This window comes from Sphingomonas sp. M1-B02, assembly GCF_026167525.1.
Taxonomy (GTDB): domain Bacteria; phylum Pseudomonadota; class Alphaproteobacteria; order Sphingomonadales; family Sphingomonadaceae; genus Sphingomonas.
Window position 1 is genome coordinate 1,430,053 of sequence record NZ_CP110679.1, and the last position, 23,871, is coordinate 1,453,923.

The following is a 23,871-nucleotide window of genomic DNA, read 5'->3' on the forward strand; positions in this document are numbered from 1 at the left end:
CCCGGCGAAAGCCGGGATCCAGAGCCAGGCAGTGCGTCGCTTGTGAACCTGGATCCCGGCTTTCGCCGGGATGACGATTTTGAGGCGGGTTCGCTCAGCCGCCTGGGGCCCCAAAGTCAGCCACACGTCGTCCCCGGCCCCGCATCCAGGTCCAGGCACCGCCCGTCGATCACCACCGGCACCTTGAGCCCGATCAGCCCCGCCAGCGTCGGCGCGATGTCGACCGTCTCCACCGACAGCGGCTGCTCGAAGCCGGTCATCCCCTTGCGCCAGAACAGGATCGGCACGCGGCGGTCATAATCCCAGAAGCTGCCATGCGTCGCGACATAGCCGGGGCCCGGCACCGGGATCGGCGTCACCCGCGGGCGCAGCGCCACCACCAGATCGCCCGAGCGTCCCGGAAAATAGCTCGCCTTGGCGCGATCGAGCATCGACCAGGTCTCGGGCGGGCCCTTGGGCGCGGGCGCGGCCTGGATCTGCGCGGCGGTGTAGACGCCGTAAACCTGGGGATGCGCGCCGAAGCGCTGGATCGCCTCGGCCTGCACCGCGGCGCGCTGCGCCTTCGTCAGCGTGCGATCGATATAGACGTCGCCGAACGTGCCGCCGACCAGCACCGGATCGGCGCGGCCCATCCGCGCGGCGATCTCCTTGCCGATCGCGCCGGCACTGAAGGTGCGGTCGACGCGCTGGGCATCGGGGGCAGCATGATCGCGCTGGCGCTCGGGCATGTCGTTGCCGCCATGATCGGCGGTGAGCGCGACGGCATAATCGACGCCGCTCTCGTCCAGCGACGCGAACAATTTGCCAAGCGAACGATCGAGTGCGAACATCTGGAGGCACATCTCGCTGCCCTCGGTGCCCAGGCTGTGGCCGATGTAATCGGTGGCCGAGGCGCCGACGATGAGCAGATCGGTCTGCGGCCCCTGCCCCAGCTTCATCGCGTCGGCGAGCCCGGCGCCGAGCGCCAGGATCGATTCGTCGAATTCGGGCGAGGCGCGGAAGGCGCGCGCGTCGCCTGCGGCGCGGGCGAAGCGGCCGTCGCCGATCCGCATCGTCGGGGTCACTGCGATCGCCCGGCTGCGCGCCTGGCAGAAAGGCGGCATCTCCATCGGTTCCTGCGCCTGCGCGATCCGCGCGGCGATGCCCGCCTTCATCTGCGTGACCGGGGCAGGCTCGGCGCGGCCGGCGTAGGAGGCCAGCTGCTTGCCGTCCCACCACCAGAGCTCGTCGACCTTGTGGCCGCCCATCATCACCGCGGCGCGATCCTTGCCCGCGACCGATACGACGCGGGTGGCCGGGTTCACCGCCTTCATCCATTCGCCGAGTGTCGGCACCTTCAGATGCACGTCCGAGACGGTATATTTGGAAGAGCTGCTGCCGGCGATGCTCTCATCCTCGGCGCAGTAAATGGTCTTGTCCGCACGCTCCGCGCCGAGATCGGTCCAGTCGTTGGCGACGATGCCGCTGCGCGAGGGGCGCGCGCCGGTCAGGATCGTCGAATGGCCGGGGCAGGTCTCGGTCGCGGCGTGGCTCTGATAGCCCGAGGGGAACACCCCGCCGCTCAGCAGCCGTGCGAAGCCGCCGCTGAACTGGCCGCGATATTCGGCGAACAGATCGGCGGAGAGCTGGTCGACAGAGATCACCACGAGCAGCTTGGGCGCGGGCCGCGGGGCCGCCGCGGGGACTTCCTGCGCAACGGCCGGGGTGGCCGCGAGCAGCGCCAATCCGGCCGCGAGGGAAAATGCTAGCTTCATGGGGGCACTCCGGTGTCGAGAAAGCGTAGGCCAGCTATTGTCGATTGGCCGTTCCTGGGCAAGGACGGGCCATGGCCTGGCTTCGTTACCTGTTGATGTCGCTCGCTGCGTGGCTGACCCTGGGCAGCGCCGCGGCGCAGGCGCCGCATGTCCGCATCGAACTGGTCGCCGAGACCGATCGCCCCGCGCCCGGCAGCGAGGTCGCCCTGGCATTCGCGGCGACCCCGGAGAAAGGCTGGCACGCCTATTGGCAGAATCCGGGCGACGCGGGGCTGCCGGCGCGCGCCGAATGGAACCTGCCCGCCGGCGCAAGCGCGGGGGACATCCGCTACCCGGTTCCCCAGCGGCTGATCATCTCGGGGCTGATGAACTATGTCTATGAGGGCCCCTTCGCGCTGCTGACCACGCTCAAGGTCCCGGCCGACGCCCGCGCCGGCCGGCCGCTGCCGGTGCGGGTGAAGCTGGAGTATCTGGTCTGCACCGATCAGATCTGCGTCCCCGAAAAGGCCGAGCTGGCGACGGTGCTGACCGTCGGCGACGGCGCGCTGCCCGCCGATCGCCGCGCGCGGTTCGACGCGTGGCGCGGTGCGCTTCCCCGTCCCTTGGGCACGCAGGCGACCTACCAGCTCGACGGCAAGACGCTCCGCCTCGCGGTCCCCTTCCCCGCCGCCGCGACCACCACGGGCGAAGGCTATTTCTTCCCGCTGACCGACGCCGCGATCGACTATGCCGCGCCCCAGCGCGTCGTCCGGGACGGTGACCGCATCGTGGTCGAGGCCCCGGCCAAGCGGCCGAGCGGCACGATCGAGGGCGTGCTGGCGTTCGGCACGCAGGGGTTCGCGCTCAGCGCCGTCGCCGGAACCGTACCCCCCGCCTCCGCTTCCGCGCAGGCGGAGGACGGCTGGCTCTGGGCGGCGCTGGCGGCCTTTGCCGGCGCGGTGCTGGGCGGGCTGATCCTCAACATCATGCCCTGCGTCTTCCCGATCCTGAGCCTCAAGGCGCTGAGCCTTGCCAAGGCGAATGACGGCGAAGGCAATCCGCGCGGCGAGGCGCTGGCCTATACCGCGGGTGTCGTTCTCACCTGCCTGGCGCTGGGCGGCGCCTTGCTCGCGGTGCGCGCGGGGGGATCGGCGGTCGGCTGGGCGTTCCAGTTGCAGGATCCCCGCGTCATCCTGCTGTTGCTGTTGCTGGTGACAGGCATCGCCTTCAACCTCGCCGGGCTGTTCGAGCTGCCGACCCCGCGCTTCGTCAACCGTGCCGCCAACCGCGGCTCGGGCGGCGCCTTCCTCACCGGCGCGCTCGCCGCCTTCGTCGCGACGCCCTGCACCGGGCCGTTCATGGGCGCGGCATTGGGCGCCGCGCTGATCCTGCCCTGGCCCGCCGCGCTGGCGGTGTTCGGAGGGCTGGGGCTGGGCATAGCCCTCCCCTTCCTCCTGCTCGGCTTCGTCCCCGCGCTGCGCCGGCGCCTGCCAAAGCCCGGCGCGTGGATGGATCGCCTGCGCCGCATCCTCTCAGTCCCGATGTTCCTCACCGCGCTCGCGCTCGCCTGGGTGCTGGGGCGGCAGGCTGGAGTGGACGGCATGGCGATCGGGCTTGCGGCGGCATTGCTCGCCACGCTCGGCCTGTGGTGGGCCGGACGGCGGCAGGCGCGTGGGCTCGACCGCGCCTGGTTGCCCGCCCTGCCGCTCCTGGTTGCAGCCGTCGCGGCTCTTGCCTTGGTCCACCCCGCCCCCGCCGAGACCCGCCCCGCCGGCAATGCCGAGGCGTTCAGCGAGGCGAAACTGGCCGAGCTCCAGCGCCAGCGCCGCCCGGTCTTCGCTTATTTCACCGCCGACTGGTGCGTCACCTGCCAGGTCAACGAGAAAGCCGTGATCGAGACCGAAACGGTCACCCGGGCGCTCGCCGACGCCAAGGTCGCGGTGCTGGTGGGCGACTGGACCGACGGCGATCCGGTGCTCGGCCGCTTCATCGAAAAGCATGATCGCGCAGGCGTTCCGCTTTATCTCTGGTACAAGCCCGGCGAAGCTACGCCGCGCGTCTTGCCCCAAATCCTCACGCAGGCGATGCTGCGCGACCTCGCCGCCGGGGGCTGACCAACCGCACGCCCACTTGTGCGACGCAGCAAAGCGTTGCAGCATGGAACTTGCAGACGGGTTGGGTAATTGGGAGCCTTGATGGCAACACGGGGCGCGTTCGACGAAATCTGGGGAGAGGGCGGCCCCGACACACCGCGGCCGGAATTTGCCGCGCTTTCGAAATGGGTGGCGGATACGCCAGTCACCGAACTTCAGCGCCGCCAGCAATCGGCGGAGGCCGCATTCCGCCAGTTGGGCATCACTTTTGCCGTCTATGGCGACAGCGACGCCGCCGAGCGGATCATCCCGTTCGACATCGTGCCCCGGGTGTTCCTGCAGAGCGAGTGGACCCGGCTCTGCGCGGGTCTTGTCCAGCGAGTCGAAGCGATCAACGCCTTCCTCGAGGATATCTATGGCGAGCGCCGGATCCTGAAGGAAGGGCTGATCCCGCCCGAGCTGATCTATCGCAACGAACAGTTCCGGCCCGAAGTCGCCGGCATCCGCCCGCCGCACGGCGTGTGGGCGCATATCTGCGGAATTGACCTCGTCCGCACCGGTCCGGATGAATTCTTCGTGCTCGAGGACAATGCCCGTACCCCTTCGGGCGTGTCCTACATGCTCGAAAATCGCGAGGCGATGATCCGGCTCTGCCCCGAACTGTTCCGCGATTTCCGCGTGGCGCCGGTGGACAGCTATCCGGACATGCTGCTCGAGACGATGCGCTCGGTGGCGCCGGGCAACAATCCCAAGCCGGTCTGCGTCGTGCTGACGCCCGGCCATTTCAACTCGGCTTATTACGAGCATAGCTTCCTGGCGGATTCGATGGGGGTCGAGCTGGTCGAGGCGGCCGACCTGGTGGTCGACGACGACGTGGTCTGGGTCCAGACGATCGCCGGCCGGGTGAAGGTCGACGTGATCTATCGCCGGATCGACGACGATTATCTCGATCCGCTCACCTTCCGCGCCGATTCGATGCTGGGCGTGCCCGGACTGATCGCGGCCTATCGCGCGGGCAATGTCGCGCTGATCAATGCCCCCGGCAACGGCATCGCCGACGACAAGGCGATCTACAGCTACATGCCCGAGATCGTCCGCTTCTATTCGGGCGAGGAGGTGAAGCTCCCCAACGTCGAGACCTTCCGCTGCCGCGAGCCGCAGATGCTGCAATATGTTCTCGACAATCTCGAGAAGCTGGTCGTCAAGCTGGTCGATGGTTCGGGCGGCTACGGCATGCTGGTCGGCCCTACCGCGACCAAGGCGCAGATCTCCGATTTCCGCGCGGCGCTGATCGCCGAGCCGCACCGCTACATCGCCCAGCCGACGCTGGCGCTTTCCACCGTGCCGACGATGGCGGAGTCGGGCCTGGCCCCGCGCCACGTCGATTTCCGGCCCTTCGTGCTGACGGGGAGCAAGGGCGTCAACGTCGTCCCCGGCGGGCTGACCCGCGTCGCGCTGCGCGAAGGATCGCTAGTGGTGAATTCGAGCCAGGGCGGTGGGACCAAGGACAGTTTCGTGTTGCTCGACGACAATGTGCCCGAGGTGGCGCAGTCGCAGTCGCAGAGCCAGTCGCAATGAGCGGGCCGCACCTTATCCTCCCCGTGCCGGGGAGGATCAGCATGCTGATGCTCTCCCGCACCGCGTCGGCGCTCTACTGGCTCGGCCGCTATGTCGAGCGCGCGGATTTCATCGCGCGGCTGGTCGAGGCCACCGTCCGTCTCGACGCGCTTTCCGCGCGACCCGCGGGCGAGGCCGCCTGGCAGAGCGCGCTGGCCGTCACCTATACCGACGAGGCCTTCGCTGCGACCGGCCAGGCGATGACCCAGGCCAATGTCGCGCGCTTTCTCACGCTCGATGCCAGCCACCCGGGATCGATCGTCCGCTGCCTGGAGCTGGCGCGCAACAATGCCCGCGCAGTCCGCACCGCGCTCACCCGCGACGCCTGGACCGCGATCAACCGCGCCTGGTGGCTGTTCCAGAGCCGCACCTCCACCGGCGGTGCGACCCAGACGCTCAATCTGGTCGAGCAGGTCAAGGGCGAGACCCGTGGCTTCGAAGGCTCGATCCACCGGATGATGCGCAACGAGGCGACCTGGCTGATCCAGCTCGGCGCCGCCGTCGAGCGCGCGGACAACACCGCAAGGCTGGTCGACGTCAAATATCATCTGCTGCTGCCCAAGGGCGAGCGTGTCGGCGGCGCGGTCGACCGCGATCAGTGGACGACGATCCTGCAGACCGTCTCGGCGGTCACCGCCTATCGCTGGCTCTACAGCGAGGGGCTGCGGCCTTCCAACGTGATCGACCTGCTGATCAATCGCTTCGAACTGCCGCGCAGCCTCGCCGCCTGCGTCGAGGAAGCGGTCGGGCTCCTCAGCCAGCTCGCCAAGCGCACCGGGCTGCAGGGCGAGGCGGATCGGATGGCGCGCGCGCGAATGGCGCGGATGCAGAAGACGCAGACCTCGCAGGTGATCGTCAGCGGGCTGCACGAATATCTGAAGGCCTTCATCAGCGAGAATGCGATGCTCGACGCCGCGATCGCCCGCCAGTTCAGGTTCATTTAGGCAGCATCATGCGCATCGCGATCGATCACCGCACGCTTTACCGCTTCAGCAAGCCGCAGGCGCGGATCATCCAATTGCTGCGGCTCACCCCTTGCGACACCCAGGACCAGACGGTGGTGAGCTGGATGGTCGGCGTCGATTGCGACGCGCGGCTGCGCGAGTCGCATGACGGCTTCGGCAACAAGGTGACGATGCTCTATGCCGACGGGCCGATCGAATCGCTCGAAATCAGCGTGACCGGCGAAGTCCTCACCAATCGCACCTCGGGTGTCGTCCACGGGTCGTCCGAGCCGCTGGCACCCATCGTCTATCTTCGCCCCACCCCGCGCACCACTGCCGGCGACGGCCTGCCCGATTTTGCGACGGAGAGCATATCGGGGGCCCGCGATCCGCTCGATTGCATGCACCGGCTCAACGCGGCGCTGCACAAGCGCTTCCCCTGCGCGCCCGACGCGCCCGACACCGGGGTGACCGCGGCGGAAGCCTTCATGGCGGGCAAGGCAACTTCGCGCGACGTGGCCCAGATGTTCATCGCCGCCGCGCGCAGCCTGGAAGTGCCGGCCCGCTACGTATCGGGCTATCGCATAGACGACACGACCCACATCGCGCCCCACGCCTGGGCCGAGGCCTGTGTCGAGGGCCTCGGCTGGGTTGGGTTCGATCCGGTCACGGGGCTATCGCCCGACGACAGCTATGTCCGGGTGGCGGTCGGCCTCGACGCCGCCGGCGCCGCATCGATCGCGGGCACCCGGATCGGACATGGCAAGGAAGAGCTCGATGTCGATTTGAACGTCGATCGGGTCAGCGGCGAGGAATAGGATCATGCCTCATCCAATCGCCTAGAAACTCCATTCCGGCGAAGGCCGGGGCCTTCGACGGAGTGGGTATCTCAAGGCGCGGAGCCGAAGCTCAAACCAGTTCGCGTACCCGCGCCGGCATCGGCATCGCGAACTCGACATCATCGTCGGTCAGCAGCGACCAGCCATTGGGGCCGAGCACCTCGATCGGGCGATAGCGCGTCTTGTAGGCCATGCGCTGCGAGCCCTTCACCCAATAGCCGAGATAGACATAGGGCAGCCCCGCCGCGCGGGCGCGCAGGATGTGGTCCATGATGATGTAATTGCCCAAGCCCGGGCGGCTGTCGCCCTCCGCCTGGAAGAAGCTGTAGATCATCGAGAGGCCATCGGCCTGCTGATCGGTGATGCAGGCGCCGACCAGGCGGCCCGGCACGCCGTCCACGCTCGGCTCGCGATATTCGATCACATAGGAGCTGACCGGCGATTGCTCGACCATGTCGGCATAGTCGCTGTCGTCCATCGCCGCCATGCCGCCGCCCGGGTGGCGCGCCTTCAGATAGCGGTGGAGCAGCGCATATTGCTCCTCGGTCGCCCAGGGCTTGCACGCGGTGACTTCGAGGTCGGAATGGCGCTTGAGCAGCTTGCGCTGGGTGGCGTTGGCGACGAACTGATCGGCGACCACGCGCACCGACACGCAGGCGGTGCAGCCCGCACAACTCGGCCGATAGGCGACCGACTGGCTGCGGCGAAACCCGATCCGCCCCAGCGCATCGTTGAGCTCGCCGGCATGCAGCCCGCTCAGTTCGGTGAAGATCTTCCGCTCCTGCCGGCCCGGCAGATAGGGGCACGGGCTCGGACTGGTCACGAAGAATCGCGGGAAACGGGAAAGTGCAGTCACCGCGTCGGAGTCCCCTGCTGAGCCCGCCGAATGGGCCTCTCGACACGACTATGGAGCGGGATTCATACGATGAAAAGCGGCTTTACCATGAAAGAGAGTTAACGATTAAGGCTTGCCGGAATCGACGGAAAACGCCGGTCCGGGCCGTTCCGCGATGGCACGCGAAGCGGCGGGATTTACCCTGTTTACGCAAGCCCGAGCGGCGCGCAGCCGCAGTCCCAACCCTGTTCGAGCGCGACTATATCGCAGCGCCGGACTCGCGTGAATCCCGCCGCGACTCGGTTCGCCGCGCCTGCGATTCGCTTCGTCAGATTGTCGGGAAGTCGCTCAGGCCAGTTCGACCTGGCTCACTTCATATTGCGCGCGGCGCAGCGCGGTCATCAGCCGATCGAGATGGTTGCGATCGCGCGTTTCGCATTCGATGTCGGTGATCAGCCCCTTCGCCGGCAGCGTCGTGAAGACGCGTTGGTGATAGACTTCGATGATGTTGACGCCCTGCTCGTGGAAGATGCGCGCGACATGATAGAGCGCGCCGGGGCGGTCCTGCAGCCGGATGCGCAGCCGCGCCAGGCGGCCCGAGCGGGCGAGATCGCGCAACAACACGTTGGCGAGGAGCCGCGTGTCGATATTGCCACCGCACAGGATCGTGCCGACGACCTTGCCGTGGAAGCGCTCAGGCTCGGCAAGCAGCGCGGCCAGCCCCGCGGCGCCCGCGCCCTCGACCACGGTCTTCTCGATCTGGAGGAGCAGGCTCACCGCCTCCTCAAGCCGCCGCTCGCTCACCAGCACGATATCGTCGACCAGCGCCTCGACCATCCGCGACGTGATCACCCCCGGCTCCTTGACCGCGATCCCCTCGGCCAGCGTATCGCCGGCGCAGGGCATGTCGGTATGGTGTATGCGGTTGTACATCGAGGGGAACAGCTCGGCCTCGACCCCCACGACCTCGATCTGCCGGCCCGATGCCCGCGCAACCGTGGCCGAGCCCGAGATCAGCCCGCCGCCGCCGATCGGGATCACCAGCGTGTCGATCTCGGGCACGTCCTCGAGCATTTCGAGCGCCGCGGTGCCCTGCCCGGCGATGACGCGGACGTCGTCGAACGGATGGACGAAGGCATAGCCATGCTCGGCCTCCAGCTCGCGCGAATGGGCATAGGCCGCGTCATAGGTCTCGCCGTGGAGGATGACGTTGGCGCCATGCCCCTCGGTCTGGGTGATCTTCACCGTGGGCGTATTCTTGGGCATCACGATCGTGCTGGGGATCCCCAGACGGGTGGCGTGATAGGCAAGGCCCTGCGCATGATTGCCCGCCGATGCCGCGATCACGCCCTTGGCGCGCACGCTGTCGTCGAGCTGGAGCAACGTGTTGAGCGCGCCGCGCTCCTTATAGGCCGCGGTGAACTGGAGATTCTCGAACTTAAGATAGACGGTCGCGCCGGTGAGGTCGGACAGCGTCTTGCTGATCAGCGTCGGCGTTCGCACCACCGAGCCGGCAATGCGCTGGGCTGCTGCGCGGACGTCGTCGATCGAAACGGGGAGCGGCGCGGTCGCCGGAGCTGCTTTGGTGGCCATAGTGGTGCGGACCTAGACCATCTGGCGCGGCGGGGGAACAGGCCCTATGCGCGATAGCCTATGCCCAGAATGAACCGCCTCGCCCGCCTGCTGGCTCCTTTGCTTGCGCTCTCCGCGCTGTTCCTCGCCCCCGCGGCGCGGGCCGATGCGCTGATCGACAATGTCAACGGCATCACCCTGGACGAAAAGGGCCAGGTCGTCCGCTTCACCGGGCTGATGATGAACCGCGACGGCAAGATCAGCCTGCTGCTCAAGAGCGGCGAGCGCCGCCCCAAGAAAGTCGACTGGAAGATCGACATGGGCGGCAAGACGCTGGTCCCCGGCATGATCGACGGGCATGGCCACGTCATGGGGCTGGGCATGCAATTGCTCCAGCTCGATCTGTCGGAGACCAATTCGCTCGACGAGGCGCTGGCCAGGATCAAGGCCTATGCCGCCGCAAATCCCAACAAGTGGATCCTCGGCCGCGGCTGGAACCAGGAGCGCTGGAAGCTCGGCCGCTTCCCCACCGCCGCCGAGCTCGATTCCGCGGTCGGCGATCGTCCGGTCTGGATGGAGCGCGTCGACGGCCATGCCGGCTGGGCAAACAGCCGCGCGCTGGAGATGGCGGGCGTCACCGCCGTCAGCAAGGCGCCGACGGGCGGCCTGATCGAGCGCGGCCCCGGCGGCAAGCCTTCGGGCGTTCTGGTCGATGCGGCGATGGAGCAGGTGACCAAGATCATCCCCGCCCCCACCCCGCGCGAGCGCAACGCGATCTTCCTCGCGGCGCAGGAACGGCTCCTCTCGATGGGCATCACCGCCGCGGCGGATATGGGCACCAGCGTCGACGATTGGCTCACCTATCGGCGGATGGGCGACATCAACCTGCTCAAGGTGCGGATCATGAGCTATGCCAGCGGCGTCGACACCGCGCTGACCATCGCCGGCCAGGGGCCCACGCCCTGGCTCTATGCCGACAGGCTGCGGATGGGCGGGATCAAGCTCTATGGCGACGGCGCGCTCGGCAGCCGCGGCGCCTGGCTCAAGGCCGACTATGCCGACGCGCCCGGCCAGAAGGGGCTCGGCTTCCTCAGCGACGATCAATTGCTCAACCTGATGATCCGCGGATCGATGGACGGCTTCCAGATCGCGGTCCATGCGATCGGCGACCGCGCCAACCAGCAGGCGCTCGACGCGATCGAGATCCTGTCGGAGACCTATAAGGACCGCCGCTGGCGCATCGAGCATGCCCAGGTGGTCGATCCCCGCGACATGGCCCGCTTCGGCAAGTTCGGCACGATCGCCTCGGTCCAGCCGGTGCATCAGACGTCGGACCGGACGATGGCCGAGGCGCGGCTCGGCGAAGCGCGGCTCGCCGGTGCCTATGCATGGCGCTCGATGCTGCAGAACGGATCGAAGCTCGCCTTCGGTTCCGACTTTCCGGTGGAGAGCCCCGATCCGTGGGCCGGCTGGGCGGTCGGCTTTACCCGTCAGGACGCGCAGGGCCAGCCGTTCGGCGGTTGGCGCCCGCAGGAAGCGGTGACTCGCGAACAGGCCTGGGCCGGCTTCACCACCGGTGCCGCTTATGCGGGCTTCGCCGAGGACAAGATCGGCCGCATCGCCGTGGGCATGCGGGCCGATTTCCTGATCCTCGACCGCGACCCTCTGCTCGCCTCGCCCGGCGAGCTGCGCGCGACGCAGGTGATCGAGACGTGGGTCGGCGGCGATCGGGCTTGGAAGAAGAAATAGTCGACCGCTCATGTACAACTGGTTCGATCGGACTCCCCTGCTCGCCGGGGCCAAATGGCGCGAGCGCGGGGTCGCCGCGATCGGCGCGGCACTCGGCATCGGGATTGCCGCCTGGATAAGCACGACATTCATGGGCGCCCCCGGGGCGGGGCTGCTGCTGGTCGCGCCGATGGGCGCCTCCGCGGTGCTGATCTTCGCGGTACCGTCGAGCCCGATGGCGCAGCCCTGGCCGGTGATCGCTGGCAATGTCGTCTCCGCGCTGGTCGGAATTGGCATCGCAAACCTGCTGGCGCACGGCGCGCTTGCCGCCGGCGTCGCGCTGTTCGCCGCGATCCTCGCAATGTCGGCGCTGCGCTGCCTGCATCCCTCGGGCGGCGCGACCGCCTTGCTCGCGATCCTCGGGGGACCCGCAATCGTCGCGCAGAGCTATGCCTTCGCGCTGGTGCCGGTCGGGCTCGACGCGATCCTGCTCGTCGGGGCGGGGCTCGCCTTCCATCGCATCTCGGGACACAGCTATCCGCACCGCGCCGCGCCGGTCGATATGCGACGCCTGACCGATGCCGACGTCGATGCCGCGCTGGCCGAGGCCGACGAAAGCTTCGACATCAGCCGCGAGGATCTGCGCGCGCTGCTCGAAGCCGCCGAGCGCCATGGCGACGCCCGCCGCGCGCGAAAGCCTCGCAAAGCCTAGCCTGCCCGCGCTAAAGGCCCGCCATGCTCCGCCTGACCGAACTCTCGCTCCCGCTCCACCATCCCGACGAGGCGCTCCCCGCCGCGATCTGCAAGCGGCTGCGCATCACCCCGCGCGAGCTGGTCAAATATGTCGTCGCCCGCCGCGCCCACGACGCGCGCGACAAGAACAACATCCAGTTGGTCTATTCGGTCGATATCAACGTGAAGAATGAAGACGCGCTGCTCGCCCGCTTCCGCAAGGACCGCAACCTCCAGCGCACCCCCAACACCCATTACAAGATCACCCCTTTGCCGCTCCCCGCCGGCGCACCGCGCCCGGTGGTGATCGGCGCGGGCCCGTGCGGGCTGATGGCGGCGCTGATCCTGGCGCAGATGGGGCTGAAACCGATCATCCTCGATCGCGGCAAGGTGGTGCGCGAGCGGACCAAGGATACCTGGGGCCTGTGGCGCAAGAGCATCCTCAACCCCGAGAGCAACGTCCAGTTCGGCGAAGGGGGCGCCGGCACCTTCTCCGACGGCAAGCTCTACAGCCGGATCAAGGACCCGCGGCATCTCGACCGCAAGGTGCTGACCGAGTTCGTCAAGGCCGGCGCCCCGCCAGAGATCCTCACCGAGGCGCACCCGCATATCGGCACCTTCCGCCTGGTGACGATGGTCGAAAGCATCCGCGCGACGATCGAGGAACTCGGCGGCGAATATCGCTTCGAGCATCGCGTGACCGGGCTGGACATCGACCAGGGCCGGATGCGCGGGCTCCACATCCACAATGGCGCCTATATCGAGGCGAGCCATGTCATCCTCGCGGTCGGCCACAGCGCGCGCGATACCTTCGCGATGCTCCATGAGGCCGGCGTATATGTCGAGGCCAAGCCCTTCTCGATCGGGGTGCGGATCGAGCATCCGCAGAGCTGGATCGACAAGGCGCGCTTCGGCGCCGACGCCGGCAATCCGATCCTCGGCGCCGCCGAATATCATATCTCGCACCACTGCCGGAACGGTCGCACCGTCTACAGCTTCTGCATGTGTCCGGGCGGCACCGTGGTGGCGGCGACCTCGGAGGAAGGCCGCGTCGCCACCAACGGGATGAGCCAATATTCGCGCAACGAGCGCAACGCCAATTCGGGTTTCGTCGTCGCGATCGATCCGGCGCGCGACTATCCGGGCGATCCGCTCGCCGGCCTGGCTTTCCAGCGCCACTGGGAGTCGGCGGCCTATGTCGCCGGCGGCTCGAACTATAAGGCGCCGGCGCAACGGCTGGGCGATTTCCTTGCCGGCCGCCCCTCGGAAACGCTGGGCTCGGTCGTCCCCTCCTATCGTCCCGGCGTCACCCCCACCGATCTCGCCGCCTGCCTTCCCGACTATGCGGTGGAGGCGATGCGCGAGGCGCTGCCCGTCTTCGGCAAGCAGATCCCCGGCTATGATCATACCGACGTGGTGATGACGGGGGTGGAGACGCGCACCTCGTCGCCGGTCCGCTTCACCCGCGGCGACGATTTCCAGAGCCTCAACACCGCCGGCCTGTTCCCCGCCGGCGAAGGCGCGGGCTATGCCGGCGGCATCCTCTCGGCCGCGGTCGACGGGATCAAGGTGGCCGAGGCGCTGGCGCAGAGCCTGGGGCGGTAATCGGTGCCCCGGCTGATCCTGTTCAACAAGCCTTATGGCGTGCTCTGCCAGTTCAGCAACGAGCGCACCGGCCCGCCGCGGCCCACGCTAGCCGATTTCATCGATTTGCCGGGCGTCTATCCGGCAGGCCGGCTCGATCTCGACAGCGAGGGGCTGTTGCTGCTCACTGACGATGGCCGGCTCCAGGCGCGGATCGCCGATCCAAAGTTCAAGATGGCCAAGACCTATCTCGTCCAGGTGGAAGGCGATCCCGACGAGGCGAGCCTGAACGCGTTGCGCAAGGGGGTCGTGCTCAAGGATGGCCCCACTCTTCCCGCCGAAGCCGAGCGCATCCCCACGCCCGATCTTTGGCCGCGCGACCCACCCGTCCGCTTCCGCAAGAGCGTGGCCGATTGCTGGCTCCGCCTCACGATCCGCGAGGGGCGCAACCGCCAGGTGCGGCGGATGACGGCGGCGGTGGGACTGCCCACGCTGCGGCTGATACGCTGGCGCATCGGGGACTGGTCGATCGAGGGTATCGCGCCGGGGACGTGGCGCGAGGCTTCCTCCAAAAGCTAACCCGTCATCCCGGCGAAAGCCGGGATCCAGGGTCGCAAGCTATGTCCTCCGCGGCTCTGGATCCCGGCTTTCGCCGGGATGACGATGGAGAGGGACTAACCGAGCCACGCAAAAAGGCCGCGGTCCTTGCGAACCGCGGCCCTCCTACAGCCCCCGCTGCGTGTTCGGGTCAGGCGACGTCGGCGATCGCCTCTTCGCCGCCCTCGGGCTCGCGCAGCACGTAGCCGCGGCCCCAGACGGTCTCGATATAATTTTCGCCTTCGGTCGCCATGCTGAGCTTCTTGCGCAGCTTGCAGATGAAGACGTCGATGATCTTGAGCTCGGGCTCATCCATCCCGCCATAGAGGTGGTTGAGGAACATTTCCTTGGTGAGCGTCGTGCCCTTGCGGAGCGAGAGCAGCTCCAGCATCGCATATTCCTTGCCGGTCAGATGCACGCGCGCGCCATCGACTTCGACGGTCTTGGCGTCGAGATTGACCGCCAGCTTGCCGGTGCGGATGACCGACTGGCTATGCCCCTTCGAGCGGCGGACGACGGCGTGGATGCGCGCGACCAGCTCTTCGCGGTGGAAGGGCTTGGTGACATAATCGTCGGCGCCGAAGCCGAAGGAACGCACCTTGCTGTCCATCTCGTTGATGCCCGAAAGGATCAGCACCGGCGTCGAGACGCGCGCGACGCGGACCTTCTTGAGCACGTCATAGCCGTGCATGTCGGGCAGGTTCAGATCGAGCAGGATGATGTCGTAATCATAGAGCTTGGCGAGGTCCAAACCCTCTTCGCCAAGATCGGTCGTATAGACATTGAAGCCCTCGGTCGAAAGCATGAGTTCGATCGCCTTGGCGGTCGACGGCTCGTCTTCGATCAGCAATACGCGCATCGCCGGTTCCCCTGTCCTGACACGCGAACTGGCCCCTGTGACCCCGCGTTGGACGAATTCATTAACCTAAGCGGGTCTGAAGGCAAAAGGTTAATTTCTCGCTAACCGGCCTGAACCCACGAGTCGCAGGGAATCTACGTAGGTCGCGGGTCGTTCCGGTCGCGGAGTCGAGTCCTTAACGCACTTTGTTGCAGATGCGGCGGAGACGGTCGGCGAGATAGTCGATCAGCGCCTCGACCCGCACCGGCCGCAATGTGCCCGGCGGCGTCAGCAGATGGAGCCCCGCCGCGCCGCTCGACCAATCGTCGAGCACCGTCTCCAGTCGGCCTGCGGCGAGATCCTCGCCCACCAGGAATTCGGGCAACCGGGCGATGCCGAGCCCCGCGCGCAATGCCGGCAGCATCGCATCGCCGCTGTCCGTGCGCATTGGCCCCTCGACATGGACCCCCGCTTCCTCGCCCCCCGCGCGGCGGAAGCGCCACAGATCGGGCGTGGCCATATTGGTATAGACGAAGCAGGCATGGTTCGCGAGATCGGCGGGGTGGCGCGGGCGCCCGGCGCGCGCGAAATATTCGGGCGCGCCGACGATATGAACCCTGACCGGCCCCAGGCTACGCGCACGGAGCGAACTGTCCGGAAGCTCGGCGATTCGCAGCGCGATGTCGATCCCGTCGCCGACAATGTCGATCAGCGCGTCCGAAAGCCGCAGGTCGACGCGGATCCCCGGATGCAGTGCCATGAACTCGGCGACGATCGGCGCGACCGCCTGGATGCCGAAGGTCAGCGGTGCCGCGACCCGCACCAGCCCGGCGGGCGCGGTGGCGGATTCGAACGCCGCCTCCTCGGCCGCTTCGCCCTCGGCGCGGATACGCTGGGCATGATCCGCGAGCGCACGCCCGCTCTCGGTGAGCGTCAGCCGGCGCGAGGTGCGGTGGAACAGGCTGGTGCCCAGCCGCGCCTCGAGCCGGGTGATCGCCTTCGATACGGTCGCCTTGGAAACCGCCAGCGCGGTCGCAGCCCCGCTGAACGAGCGATGCTCGATGACGGCGGCGAACACCGCCCAGGCTTCGAAATCGGGTAACTTCATTCCGCTAGCGTATCATGGAAACAATCAGTTTCCAACGTTTCCATTTACGATCCAATCCCGATCCCTATCTTGGCTGCAACAGCTAAGGGATCACATCATGATCGACACACGCAAATTCGAAACCCTGGGCCATGCCGACCACGGCTGGCTCAACGCACGCCATCATTTCAGCTTCGCCAATTATTACGATCCCGCCCGGATGGGCTGGGGCAGCATCCGCGTCTGGAACGACGACGAGATCGCCGCGAACAGCGGTTTCCCGGCGCATCCGCACAAGGATATGGAGATCATCACCTATGTCCGCTCGGGTGCGATCACCCATCAGGACGATCTGGGCAACAAGGGCCGTACCCAGGCCGGCGACGTCCAGGTGATGAGCGCCGGCACCGGCGTGCGCCATGCAGAATATAATCTCGAGCCCGAGACCACGCGCATCTTCCAGATCTGGATCCTGCCGCGCGAGGCCGGCGGCCAGCCGAGCTGGGGCGCAAAGCCGTTCCCCAAGGGCGATCGCTCGGGCAGGTTCGTCACCCTTGCCAGCGGTTTCGCGGAGGATGACGACGCGCTGCCGATCCGCGCGGATGCCCGCGTCCTAGGCGCCACGCTCAAGGCCGGCGAAAGCGTCCAGCACGCGGTCGGCGACGGCCGCCACGCCTATCTCGTCCTCGCCGACGGCGCAGTGGAGATAGACGGCGTGCAAGTGAACGCCCGCGACGGCGCCGCCCTGCGCGGCGGCGAGACGGTGACCATCACCGCGATCCAGGACGCCGAGATCGTTCTGGTGGACGCCGAATAGCTAGCGCTCCCCCTTCCGCTTGCGGGAGGGGCTGTGGCTCCGTCCCCGCGGGATTTGAAACCCCTCCCCTAACCCCTCCCGCAAGCGGGAGGGGAACTTGAAGGAATTCCCCCATGTCCAAGATTCTGGTCCTCTATTACTCCTCTTACGGGCACCTCGCCCAGATGGCCGACGCCGTCGCCGAGGGCGCGCGCAGCGCCGGCGCCGAAGTCGACGTCCGCCGCGTTCCCGAAACCGCGCCCGCCGAAGTCGCCGCCGCTGCCGGCTTTATCGCCGATCAAAGCCACCCGCTGATCGAGGACGTCGGCGAGCTCGCAAATTATGACGGCATCATCGTCGGCGCTCCCACGCGCTTCGGCCGGATGCCGAGCCAGATGGCGGCATTCCTGGATCGCGCCGGCGGCCTGTGGTTCACCGGCGCGCTCAACGGCAAGGTCGGTGGCGCCTTCACCTCGACCGCGTCGCAGCATGGTGGCCAGGAGACGACGCTCTTCTCGATCCTCACCAACCTGCTCCACTTCGGCATGACAATCGTCGGGCTCGATTACGGCTTTGCGGGCCAGAGCGGCGTCGACGAGGTCAAGGGCGGCTCGCCTTACGGTGCGACGACGATCGCCGACGGCGACGGCAGCCGCATGCCGAGCCCGGTCGAGCTCGACGGCGCCCGCTACCAGGGCCGCCGCATCGCCGAGCTCGCCAACAAGATCGCAGCGCCCACCCCGGCGCGCGAGGCCGAAACCGCCTAGTTCCCCCCAGACGGTTTCGAAGGGCGGCGGTCGGACACTGGTCCGGCCGCCGCTTTGCGTTGCACTCGGCGTCAGCGCGCCGGAAAGTCCTTCGCAACGGCACGCACGGCCTCGGGCGACTGCCAGCAGGCATCCGCCAGCTTGAGCGCCGCCTTGTGCCGCGGCGGGGTTTGCGGCGACTGCAGATAGGCAGCAAGCGCATATCCCGACGCCCTGCGCAGCGTGTCATAGGTCACGGTGAGGATGCCGCATCCCACGGTGTCGGGCGGGCCGGGCCGCATCGCGGCTTCGCTGGCAAGCGTGGCGTTCTTCACCACGGCGAGCAAAGGCCCGTTGAAATCGACATGGGTAAGCACGGCGGGGAGCAGCTTTTCCATCGTCGAGCGGATTTGGCCGGCGCGCGTCTGCATCGCGGCGATGTCGGACGCCGGGCAAAGCGCTTTCAGATCGTCCAGCATCTCCTGCACGCCGGCCGCCTGGCGGAGATAATGATTCACTTCGAAGGGCGTGAAGGTCTTCCCCGCTTTGGCATTGAGCGCGACCGTCTCGCGCTGGAGGATCGCGATCGCCGCGTTGCGCATCGGCACGCAGATCGAGACGCGCTGGGGGGTTTCCTTCGCGAACAGGCCGATCACGCGCCGAAGCTCGGCCGGGGCGATCCGGGCGGCCTGCGGGTCGCTCCGGCAGGTGAGCCGCGCGGTCAGGATCGGCCCGCGATCGACGATCGCCTGCTCGAGGAATGGATAGGGCTTCGCGCTAATCCGGAACGTCGCGCCGAGCAGCGCCACTTTGGGATCGATCGTCGTGCCGGCGATGCGCTCCTTGGTCAGCGCCGTCTGAAACGGCGTTGCGCTGGCCGTCTGCAGGGCGGTCGCGCACTGCCGCCCGATACTCGCGCCGGATCCGGTATAGGCAGGAATGCTCGGTGTCGGCTCGGGCTGCCAATTGCCTGGCGCTTGTGTGCCGCCCTGCGCGGCGGCCTGCGCGGCACCGACGAGGCAGGATATGGCGAATAGGATTGCCAGGATCGCCCGCACACCGCTTCCCCCTTCTTCCGCCCTGACGGTAAATTCCCTTAGCTCGCTGTCCAGTTACAAAGCATGTCATGCGCCCTATAGGCGGCTCCATGTTCAAAGACCGCATCCTCTTCCTCGACGGCGAAGCGCTGGTGATCGACAAGCCCGCCGGGCTCCCCGTCGATCGCCCGCGCGATCGCTCGCAAGCCCTTGAGGACATGCTCGGCGAGCTGACCTTCGGCTTCCAGCGCCTCCCTTTGCCCGTCCACCGGCTCGATCGCGACACCAGCGGCTGCCTGTTGCTCGCGCGCAATCCCAAGGCGCACAAGCGCTTCGGCCAGGCGTTCGAAGCGGGCCTCGTCACCAAGCGCTATCTCGCGATCCTCGACGGCGAGCCCGAGGCCGACGAGGGCATGATCGACCTGCCGCTGATCAAGGTCTCGACCGAGGAAGAGGGCTGGCGGATGATCGGCGATCCCGAGGGCAAGCCCGCGCGCACGCGCTGGCAGGTGATCGAGCGCATCAAGGGCCGCGCGATGCTGGCCTTCTTCCCCGAGACCGGCCGCACCCACCAGATCCGCGTCCACGCCGCCGAGGGGCTCGGCATCCCGATCGTCGGCGATCCCGTCTATGGCAAGGGCGGCCCGGCGGTGATGCTCCACGGCGCCGAACTCACCATCCCGCGCGAAGGCAAGCCCGACATCCGCGCCGAAGCACCGCTGCCGGTGCGCTTCGGCAATATCGGCTTCGGGCGTGGCTAGGGGGTCCGTACTCACTGCCCGCAATGGCCGGGACGGAGCCAATTTTGGCGCTGGGCAAGGAATGAGGAGGGAGCGATGCGGTGCCATCGAGACCGACGAATGACGCCGCCCAGCGCCAAAATTGGCCCGCCGCTTCGCGGTCGTCCGGAGACGAGCGCTGGACTGCGTCAGCTCACTTGCACGGGCCACCAGCCCGCGCCGCGTGACCTTCCTTGCCAACGCCCGTCTCCGGACGATCACGGCCATTGCGGGCAGTGAGTACGGACCCCTTTCCGGACGACGCGATCGTCGAGGAAAAATTCCTCGCCGCCTCGGGTCCCGGTGGTCAGAATGTCAACAAGGTCGCGACCGCGGTCCAGCTACGGATCGACGTTTTCCGCCTGGGGCTGCCGCCTTATGCCTATCAGCAGCTCAAGACGCTGGCCGGCACCAAGCTGACCAATGGCGGCGAGCTGGTCATCACCGCGCGAAAATTCCGCACCCAGGACGCAAACCGCACCGACGCGCGCGAGCGGGTCGCCGAGCTGATCGACAAGGCGCTGGAGCGCCAGGCGCGGCGGGTGAAGACCAAGCCGAGCAAGGGGGCCAAGGCGCGGCGGGTGGACGAGAAGAAAGGGCGCAGCACGATCAAGGCGGGCCGGGGGAAGGTCAGCGTCGACTGATCCTCCCCGGCACGGGGAGGTGGCAGCGCAAAGCGCTGACGGAGGGGGCTCTCCACGAGCGACCCGCCTGCGGCCCGCCTCCTCCACCACGCACTTCGTACGCGGTCCCCCTCCCCGTGCCGGGGAGGATAGCTATATGGACAGCATGTACACCTTCACCGTCACCGCCGCCTCCAAGGCCGAGCTCTACCGCGATCTCGCCGCCGCGCTCGATTCGCTCACCGCCGACGAGCCCGACGCCATCGCCAACATGGCCAATGTCTCGGCATTGATCGGCCAGCATCTCCCCGATCTCAACTGGTGCGGCTTCTATCGCAACCTGGGCGACGAGCTCGTCCTCGGCCCCTTCCAGGGCAAGGCCGCCTGCATCCGCATCCCGTTCGGCAAGGGCGTCTGCGGCGCCGCCGCGGCGACGCGCGAGACGCAGCTGGTGGAGGACGTCCACGCCTTCCCCGGCCATATCGCCTGCGATGCGGCCAGCCGCTCCGAGCTGGTGGTGCCGATCGTCCACCAGGGCGAATTGCTCGGCGTGCTCGATCTCGATTCGCCCACCCCCGCCCGCTTCGATGCCGGCGACGCCGCCGGATGCGAGGCATTGATGCGGATTCTCGCCCCCAGATTAACGCCACCCCTGCGCTGACCCGGATCGGGACGGCGTTAAGCATCACTTCCGATTTCGGGACAGCGCAAAAATCGTTACTGGTCCGTTAATCGAGCCGGGCGGGCGTTTTCGAGGAGTGAACAGTGGTGCGCAAGATCTGGATGGCGGCAGCAGTGCTGGCGGGGCTCGCATGCGCGACTCCTGCCACCGCCCAACGCGTCTGGCAGGATGGCCGCTGGGTCGTGATGCCCCAGCGCAACGCCCCGCGCGTGATGCTCACCAATGGCAATCGCTGGGGACCGGTCACCAACGGTCGCTGGGACGGCGGCAATCGCGCGCCTGGCGGCTGGAACGCCTATCGCCGGCTGAACCGCGGCCATTCGCTGCCCCAATATTGGCGCGGCGCGAACTTCCGGATCAACGACTATCACAGCTTCGGCCTGGGCGCCCCGCCGCGCGGCTATTACTGGGTCCGCTATTATGACGACGCGGTCCTGGCCGACGATCGCGGGCAGGTCTGGGATACGGTCGGCGGCATCGGCTGGGGCGGCGGCGCTTCCAGCAGCTATTCCTACTCCGAAGACTATTCGGACGTCGGCGCCGGCTATCGCCAGCCGCACATCCAGCCGGTCGACCCCGATCGCTATTATGACGATCGGCCGCGCGGCTATGACGCGCCGATCCCCGCGCCGCATCCCGGCGGCTATCCTCCGCCCCCGCCGCCGGCGGTGCACTATCCGCAGCCTTGCGTTCAGTCGTGCCAGGTCACCTATCAGGGCGGCGCGTATCAGGGCGGCACCTTCTACGGCGGCAGCGCGCAGCAGAGCAGCAGCTATTACAGCGGCGGCGGCTATGCCTATGGCGGCGGCGCGACGACCACCACGGTGATCATCAACCCGGCCCCGGTCGTCACCACGACGGTCGTGACCGAAGAGATTATCGAGGAAGTCGTCACCACCCACGTCCGCACCGCGCCCCGCACGGTCCGCCGCGCCCCGGCCCGCAAGTGGCGGCCGAAGCCCAAGCCGAAGCCCAAGTGCTGCGTGTGCGTCTGCCGCTGAGGCACCGACACCTCCCTTAAACCGTCATCCCGGCTTCCGCCGGGATGACGGCTAGTGGATAATGTGGGTCCCGGGTGAGCCCCCTCAGCTTAGCCGATCGATCGCCTCGACGTCGAGCGATCCCGGCACGATCATCACCGGCACGCTCATCGTTCCCGCATCCGCCCCGGTGAAGTGCGTGACCAGCTTGCCCGGCGGGCCGCTTGCCGCCGCGCCCAGCACCAGAGCGGCAATGTCGCCATTGGCGCCGATCATCTCGCGCACCACCTTCGCGCCGTCGCCCTCGCGCACCGTGATCGACGGCTTCAGCCCTGATTCGGTGAACAAGGTCCCCGCCGCGCGCGTCACCAGCGCCTCGGCGCGCTGATGCGCTTCTTCCTCGATCGTCGCCATCACGCCGCCCCACTGGACGAATTCGGGGGTCGGGATCAGCGCGAGTATCTCGACATTGCCGCCGGTCTTCACTGCGCGCCGCGCAGCGAAGCGCAGCGCGATCTCCGCTTCGGGTGTCTCGTCGATCACCACCAGATAGGTGCGCATGCTGCCCTCCCCCCCCCCGCTCGAAGCGTTTGAATGCATCAGGTGCCGCGCGATTGCGTTCGACGCAAGCCCAAGGGGTTGACCCTAGGGAAGCTCGCGGCAAAGAGACGAAGGCCTAATCCAGGACCAACGACGGGAACCCCCATGTCGATCGAAATTAAAATGCCGGCGCTGTCCCCCACGATGGAGGAGGGCACGCTTGCCAAGTGGCTCGTCAAGGAAGGCGACACCGTCAAATCGGGCGACCTGCTCGCCGAAATCGAGACCGACAAGGCGACGATGGAATTCGAAGCCGTCGACGAAGGCGTGGTCGGCAAGATCATGGTTCCCGAAGGCACCGACAATGTGAAGGTGGGTACGGTCATCGCGGTGATGGCCGGCGAGGATGGCGAGACCGCTTCTTCCCCTCTCCCGTTGGGAGAAGGGCAAGGCGCGCAAGCGCCGCGGGGTGAGGGTGAGCCGGAAAAGACCGCCACTTCATCGCCCTCGCCCTCACCCGTCGCCGCTAAAGCGGCTCCCCCCTCTCCCAACGGGAGAGGGGAAGAGCGCGTCAAGGCCAGCCCCCTCGCCAAGCGCATTGCCGCCGAAAAGGGCGTCGATCTCGCGACTCTCACCGGCTCGGGCCCCAACGGCCGCATCGTCAAGGCGGATCTCGAAGGCGCCAAGGCCGGCACCCCTGCGCCCGCACCCGCAGCAACTGCCGCAGCTGCAGCTCCCGCCACGCCCCCCGCCCCCGCCGCGCCTGCCGAGCACAAGGCGGTCTGGTTCGACGAAACGATCCCGCACGAGGTCGAAAAGCTCTCCAACATCCGCAAGACGATCGCGCGCCGCCTCACCGAGTCGAAGCAGACGATCCCGCATATCTATCTCACCGTCGACATCCGCCTCGATGCGATGCTCAAGCTGCGCGGCGAGCTCAACAAGGCGCTCGAGGGCCGCGGCGTGAAGCTTTCGGTCAACGATCTGCTGATCAAGGCATTGGGCGTCGCGCTGGTCCAGAGCCCCAAGTGCAACGTCACCTACACCGGCGACACCCTCATCAAATATAGCCGCGCCGACGTCTCGGTCGCGGTATCGACCCCCACCGGGCTGATCACCCCGATCATCCGCGACGCCGCGAACAAGAGCGTCTCGGCGATCTCGGTCGAGATGAAGGAACTCGCCGCGCTGGCGAAGGACAACAAGCTCAAGCCCGAGCAGTATCTGGGCGGCACCGCCAGCATCTCCAACATGGGGATGTTCGGGATCAAGGCGTTCGACGCGGTGATCAATCCCCCCCAGGCGATGATCCTGGCGGTCGGCGCGGGCGAGAAGCGGCCTTATATCGTCGACGATGCGCTCGCGGTGGCGACGGTGATGTCGGCGACCGGCAGCTTCGATCACCGCGCGATCGACGGGGCGGACGGCGCGGCCCTGATGAAGCTGTTCAAGGAACTGGTCGAATCGCCGATGGGCATGATCGCGTAAG

22 protein-coding genes are annotated in these 23,871 nt (G+C 67.5%); 15 read left to right on the forward strand and 7 right to left on the reverse strand.

Annotated elements, in window-relative coordinates:
• Positions 1 to 116: 116 nt before the first annotated feature.
• Positions 117 to 1,754, reverse strand: a complete 1,638-nt coding sequence (locus OKW87_RS06920) for an alkaline phosphatase family protein (protein WP_265543381.1) — start codon at positions 1,752 to 1,754, stop codon at positions 117 to 119.
• 71 nt (positions 1,755 to 1,825) lie between these two features.
• On the opposite strand from OKW87_RS06920, the gene OKW87_RS06925 reads away from it, so the two are divergent.
• The 4 genes from OKW87_RS06925 to OKW87_RS06940 all read left to right on the forward strand — a co-directional run bounded on the left by OKW87_RS06925 (position 1,826) and on the right by OKW87_RS06940 (position 7,205).
• Positions 1,826 to 3,847: a protein-disulfide reductase DsbD family protein gene (locus OKW87_RS06925; protein ID WP_265543383.1), complete on the forward strand. Its 2,022-nt coding sequence runs from the start codon at positions 1,826 to 1,828 to the stop codon at positions 3,845 to 3,847.
• 81 nt (positions 3,848 to 3,928) lie between these two features.
• A complete protein-coding gene (locus OKW87_RS06930; RefSeq protein ID WP_265543384.1) occupies positions 3,929 to 5,404 on the forward strand; it encodes a circularly permuted type 2 ATP-grasp protein in 1,476 nt (491 codons plus the stop codon).
• A gap of 47 nt (positions 5,405 to 5,451) precedes the next feature.
• Complete coding sequence (locus OKW87_RS06935) at positions 5,452 to 6,387, forward strand: alpha-E domain-containing protein (RefSeq protein ID WP_265544032.1); 936 nt, start codon at positions 5,452 to 5,454, stop codon at positions 6,385 to 6,387.
• An 8-nt stretch (positions 6,388 to 6,395) separates the two neighbouring features.
• Positions 6,396 to 7,205 carry a transglutaminase family protein gene (locus OKW87_RS06940; protein WP_265543386.1) on the forward strand — a complete coding sequence of 270 codons (810 nt, stop codon included), beginning with the start codon at positions 6,396 to 6,398 and terminating at the stop codon, positions 7,203 to 7,205.
• A gap of 91 nt (positions 7,206 to 7,296) precedes the next feature.
• Here OKW87_RS06940 and OKW87_RS06945 read toward each other — a convergent pair whose 3' ends face one another.
• Positions 7,297 to 8,082, reverse strand: a complete 786-nt coding sequence (locus OKW87_RS06945; protein ID WP_265543388.1) for an arginyltransferase — start codon at positions 8,080 to 8,082, stop codon at positions 7,297 to 7,299.
• Between the two features lie 327 nt (positions 8,083 to 8,409).
• Positions 8,410 to 9,654 (reverse strand): threonine ammonia-lyase, encoded by a 1,245-nt coding sequence (locus tag OKW87_RS06950; protein ID WP_265543390.1) that lies wholly within the window; start codon positions 9,652 to 9,654, stop codon positions 8,410 to 8,412.
• Positions 9,655 to 9,723: 69 nt separating this feature from the next.
• Between OKW87_RS06950 and OKW87_RS06955 the strand changes: the two genes are divergently transcribed.
• Genes OKW87_RS06955 through OKW87_RS06970 form a run of 4 tightly spaced genes read left to right on the forward strand, consistent with a single transcriptional unit; the run spans position 9,724 to position 14,256 of the window.
• Positions 9,724 to 11,382: an amidohydrolase gene (locus OKW87_RS06955; protein WP_265543392.1), complete on the forward strand. Its 1,659-nt coding sequence runs from the start codon at positions 9,724 to 9,726 to the stop codon at positions 11,380 to 11,382.
• Positions 11,383 to 11,392: 10 nt separating this feature from the next.
• Positions 11,393 to 12,073 (forward strand): HPP family protein, encoded by a 681-nt coding sequence (locus tag OKW87_RS06960; protein ID WP_265543394.1) that lies wholly within the window; start codon positions 11,393 to 11,395, stop codon positions 12,071 to 12,073.
• A gap of 23 nt (positions 12,074 to 12,096) precedes the next feature.
• A complete protein-coding gene (locus OKW87_RS06965; RefSeq protein ID WP_265543396.1) occupies positions 12,097 to 13,698 on the forward strand; it encodes an NAD(P)/FAD-dependent oxidoreductase in 1,602 nt (533 codons plus the stop codon).
• Between the two features lie 3 nt (positions 13,699 to 13,701).
• The gene (locus tag OKW87_RS06970) at positions 13,702 to 14,256 is read left to right on the forward strand and encodes a pseudouridine synthase (protein ID WP_265543399.1); all 555 of its coding nucleotides are present in this window, start codon (positions 13,702 to 13,704) and stop codon (positions 14,254 to 14,256) included.
• Between the two features lie 169 nt (positions 14,257 to 14,425).
• Here OKW87_RS06970 and ctrA read toward each other — a convergent pair whose 3' ends face one another.
• Both ctrA and OKW87_RS06980 read right to left on the reverse strand, forming a co-directional pair.
• Positions 14,426 to 15,133: a response regulator transcription factor CtrA gene (gene ctrA, locus OKW87_RS06975; protein ID WP_265543401.1), complete on the reverse strand. Its 708-nt coding sequence runs from the start codon at positions 15,131 to 15,133 to the stop codon at positions 14,426 to 14,428.
• Positions 15,134 to 15,308: 175 nt separating this feature from the next.
• The gene (locus tag OKW87_RS06980) at positions 15,309 to 16,220 is read right to left on the reverse strand and encodes a LysR family transcriptional regulator (protein WP_265543403.1); all 912 of its coding nucleotides are present in this window, start codon (positions 16,218 to 16,220) and stop codon (positions 15,309 to 15,311) included.
• A gap of 97 nt (positions 16,221 to 16,317) precedes the next feature.
• Between OKW87_RS06980 and OKW87_RS06985 the strand changes: the two genes are divergently transcribed.
• Entirely contained in the window at positions 16,318 to 17,016 is a 699-nt protein-coding gene (locus OKW87_RS06985) for a pirin family protein (RefSeq protein WP_265543405.1), read from the forward strand.
• A 113-nt stretch (positions 17,017 to 17,129) separates the two neighbouring features.
• On the forward strand, positions 17,130 to 17,762 hold the full coding sequence (gene wrbA / locus OKW87_RS06990) for an NAD(P)H:quinone oxidoreductase (protein WP_265543407.1): 633 nt from the start codon (positions 17,130 to 17,132) through the stop codon (positions 17,760 to 17,762).
• Positions 17,763 to 17,833: 71 nt separating this feature from the next.
• Here wrbA and OKW87_RS06995 read toward each other — a convergent pair whose 3' ends face one another.
• Positions 17,834 to 18,799 (reverse strand): hypothetical protein, encoded by a 966-nt coding sequence (locus OKW87_RS06995; protein WP_265543408.1) that lies wholly within the window; start codon positions 18,797 to 18,799, stop codon positions 17,834 to 17,836.
• 89 nt (positions 18,800 to 18,888) lie between these two features.
• Between OKW87_RS06995 and OKW87_RS07000 the strand changes: the two genes are divergently transcribed.
• The 4 genes from OKW87_RS07000 to OKW87_RS07015 all read left to right on the forward strand — a co-directional run bounded on the left by OKW87_RS07000 (position 18,889) and on the right by OKW87_RS07015 (position 21,863).
• On the forward strand, positions 18,889 to 19,539 hold the full coding sequence (locus OKW87_RS07000) for an RluA family pseudouridine synthase (protein ID WP_265543409.1): 651 nt from the start codon (positions 18,889 to 18,891) through the stop codon (positions 19,537 to 19,539).
• Between the two features lie 254 nt (positions 19,540 to 19,793).
• Entirely contained in the window at positions 19,794 to 20,201 is a 408-nt protein-coding gene (gene arfB, locus OKW87_RS07005) for an alternative ribosome rescue aminoacyl-tRNA hydrolase ArfB (protein ID WP_265543410.1), read from the forward strand.
• A 145-nt stretch (positions 20,202 to 20,346) separates the two neighbouring features.
• The gene (locus OKW87_RS07010; RefSeq protein WP_265544033.1) at positions 20,347 to 20,841 is read left to right on the forward strand and encodes a GAF domain-containing protein; all 495 of its coding nucleotides are present in this window, start codon (positions 20,347 to 20,349) and stop codon (positions 20,839 to 20,841) included.
• A gap of 104 nt (positions 20,842 to 20,945) precedes the next feature.
• Positions 20,946 to 21,863 (forward strand): RcnB family protein, encoded by a 918-nt coding sequence (locus tag OKW87_RS07015; RefSeq protein WP_265543411.1) that lies wholly within the window; start codon positions 20,946 to 20,948, stop codon positions 21,861 to 21,863.
• An 84-nt stretch (positions 21,864 to 21,947) separates the two neighbouring features.
• On the opposite strand, the gene OKW87_RS07020 is transcribed toward OKW87_RS07015, so the two are convergent.
• Positions 21,948 to 22,403 carry a universal stress protein gene (locus OKW87_RS07020; RefSeq protein WP_265543412.1) on the reverse strand — a complete coding sequence of 152 codons (456 nt, stop codon included), beginning with the start codon at positions 22,401 to 22,403 and terminating at the stop codon, positions 21,948 to 21,950.
• Between the two features lie 144 nt (positions 22,404 to 22,547).
• Here OKW87_RS07020 and OKW87_RS07025 point away from each other — a divergent pair, with 144 nt between their 5' ends.
• Positions 22,548 to 23,870, forward strand: a complete 1,323-nt coding sequence (locus tag OKW87_RS07025) for a pyruvate dehydrogenase complex dihydrolipoamide acetyltransferase (RefSeq protein WP_265543413.1) — start codon at positions 22,548 to 22,550, stop codon at positions 23,868 to 23,870.
• Position 23,871 lies beyond the last annotated feature (1 nt).

Excerpts from the sequence above, each read along its gene's own strand:
- OKW87_RS06960 (WP_265543394.1), top strand. The coding sequence starts at position 11,393 with ATGTACAACTGGTTCGATCGGACTCCCCTGCTCGCCGGGGCCAAATGG.
- OKW87_RS06965 (WP_265543396.1), top strand. The coding sequence starts at position 12,097 with ATGCTCCGCCTGACCGAACTCTCGCTCCCGCTCCACCATCCCGACGAG.
- OKW87_RS06955 (WP_265543392.1), top strand. The coding sequence starts at position 9,724 with ATGAACCGCCTCGCCCGCCTGCTGGCTCCTTTGCTTGCGCTCTCCGCG.
- OKW87_RS07020 (WP_265543412.1), bottom strand. The coding sequence starts at position 22,403 with ATGCGCACCTATCTGGTGGTGATCGACGAGACACCCGAAGCGGAGATC.
- OKW87_RS06920 (WP_265543381.1), bottom strand. The coding sequence starts at position 1,754 with ATGAAGCTAGCATTTTCCCTCGCGGCCGGATTGGCGCTGCTCGCGGCC.
- OKW87_RS06935 (WP_265544032.1), top strand. The coding sequence starts at position 5,452 with ATGCTCTCCCGCACCGCGTCGGCGCTCTACTGGCTCGGCCGCTATGTC.
- OKW87_RS06925 (WP_265543383.1), top strand. The coding sequence starts at position 1,826 with ATGGCCTGGCTTCGTTACCTGTTGATGTCGCTCGCTGCGTGGCTGACC.
- OKW87_RS07025 (WP_265543413.1), top strand. The coding sequence starts at position 22,548 with ATGTCGATCGAAATTAAAATGCCGGCGCTGTCCCCCACGATGGAGGAG.
- OKW87_RS06940 (WP_265543386.1), top strand. The coding sequence starts at position 6,396 with ATGCGCATCGCGATCGATCACCGCACGCTTTACCGCTTCAGCAAGCCG.
- OKW87_RS06950 (WP_265543390.1), bottom strand. The coding sequence starts at position 9,654 with ATGGCCACCAAAGCAGCTCCGGCGACCGCGCCGCTCCCCGTTTCGATC.
- OKW87_RS06930 (WP_265543384.1), top strand. The coding sequence starts at position 3,929 with ATGGCAACACGGGGCGCGTTCGACGAAATCTGGGGAGAGGGCGGCCCC.
- wrbA (WP_265543407.1), top strand. The coding sequence starts at position 17,130 with ATGTCCAAGATTCTGGTCCTCTATTACTCCTCTTACGGGCACCTCGCC.
- OKW87_RS06980 (WP_265543403.1), bottom strand. The coding sequence starts at position 16,220 with ATGAAGTTACCCGATTTCGAAGCCTGGGCGGTGTTCGCCGCCGTCATC.
- OKW87_RS07010 (WP_265544033.1), top strand. The coding sequence starts at position 20,347 with ATGTACACCTTCACCGTCACCGCCGCCTCCAAGGCCGAGCTCTACCGC.
- OKW87_RS07000 (WP_265543409.1), top strand. The coding sequence starts at position 18,889 with ATGTTCAAAGACCGCATCCTCTTCCTCGACGGCGAAGCGCTGGTGATC.
- OKW87_RS06985 (WP_265543405.1), top strand. The coding sequence starts at position 16,318 with ATGATCGACACACGCAAATTCGAAACCCTGGGCCATGCCGACCACGGC.
- ctrA (WP_265543401.1), bottom strand. The coding sequence starts at position 15,133 with ATGCGCGTATTGCTGATCGAAGACGAGCCGTCGACCGCCAAGGCGATC.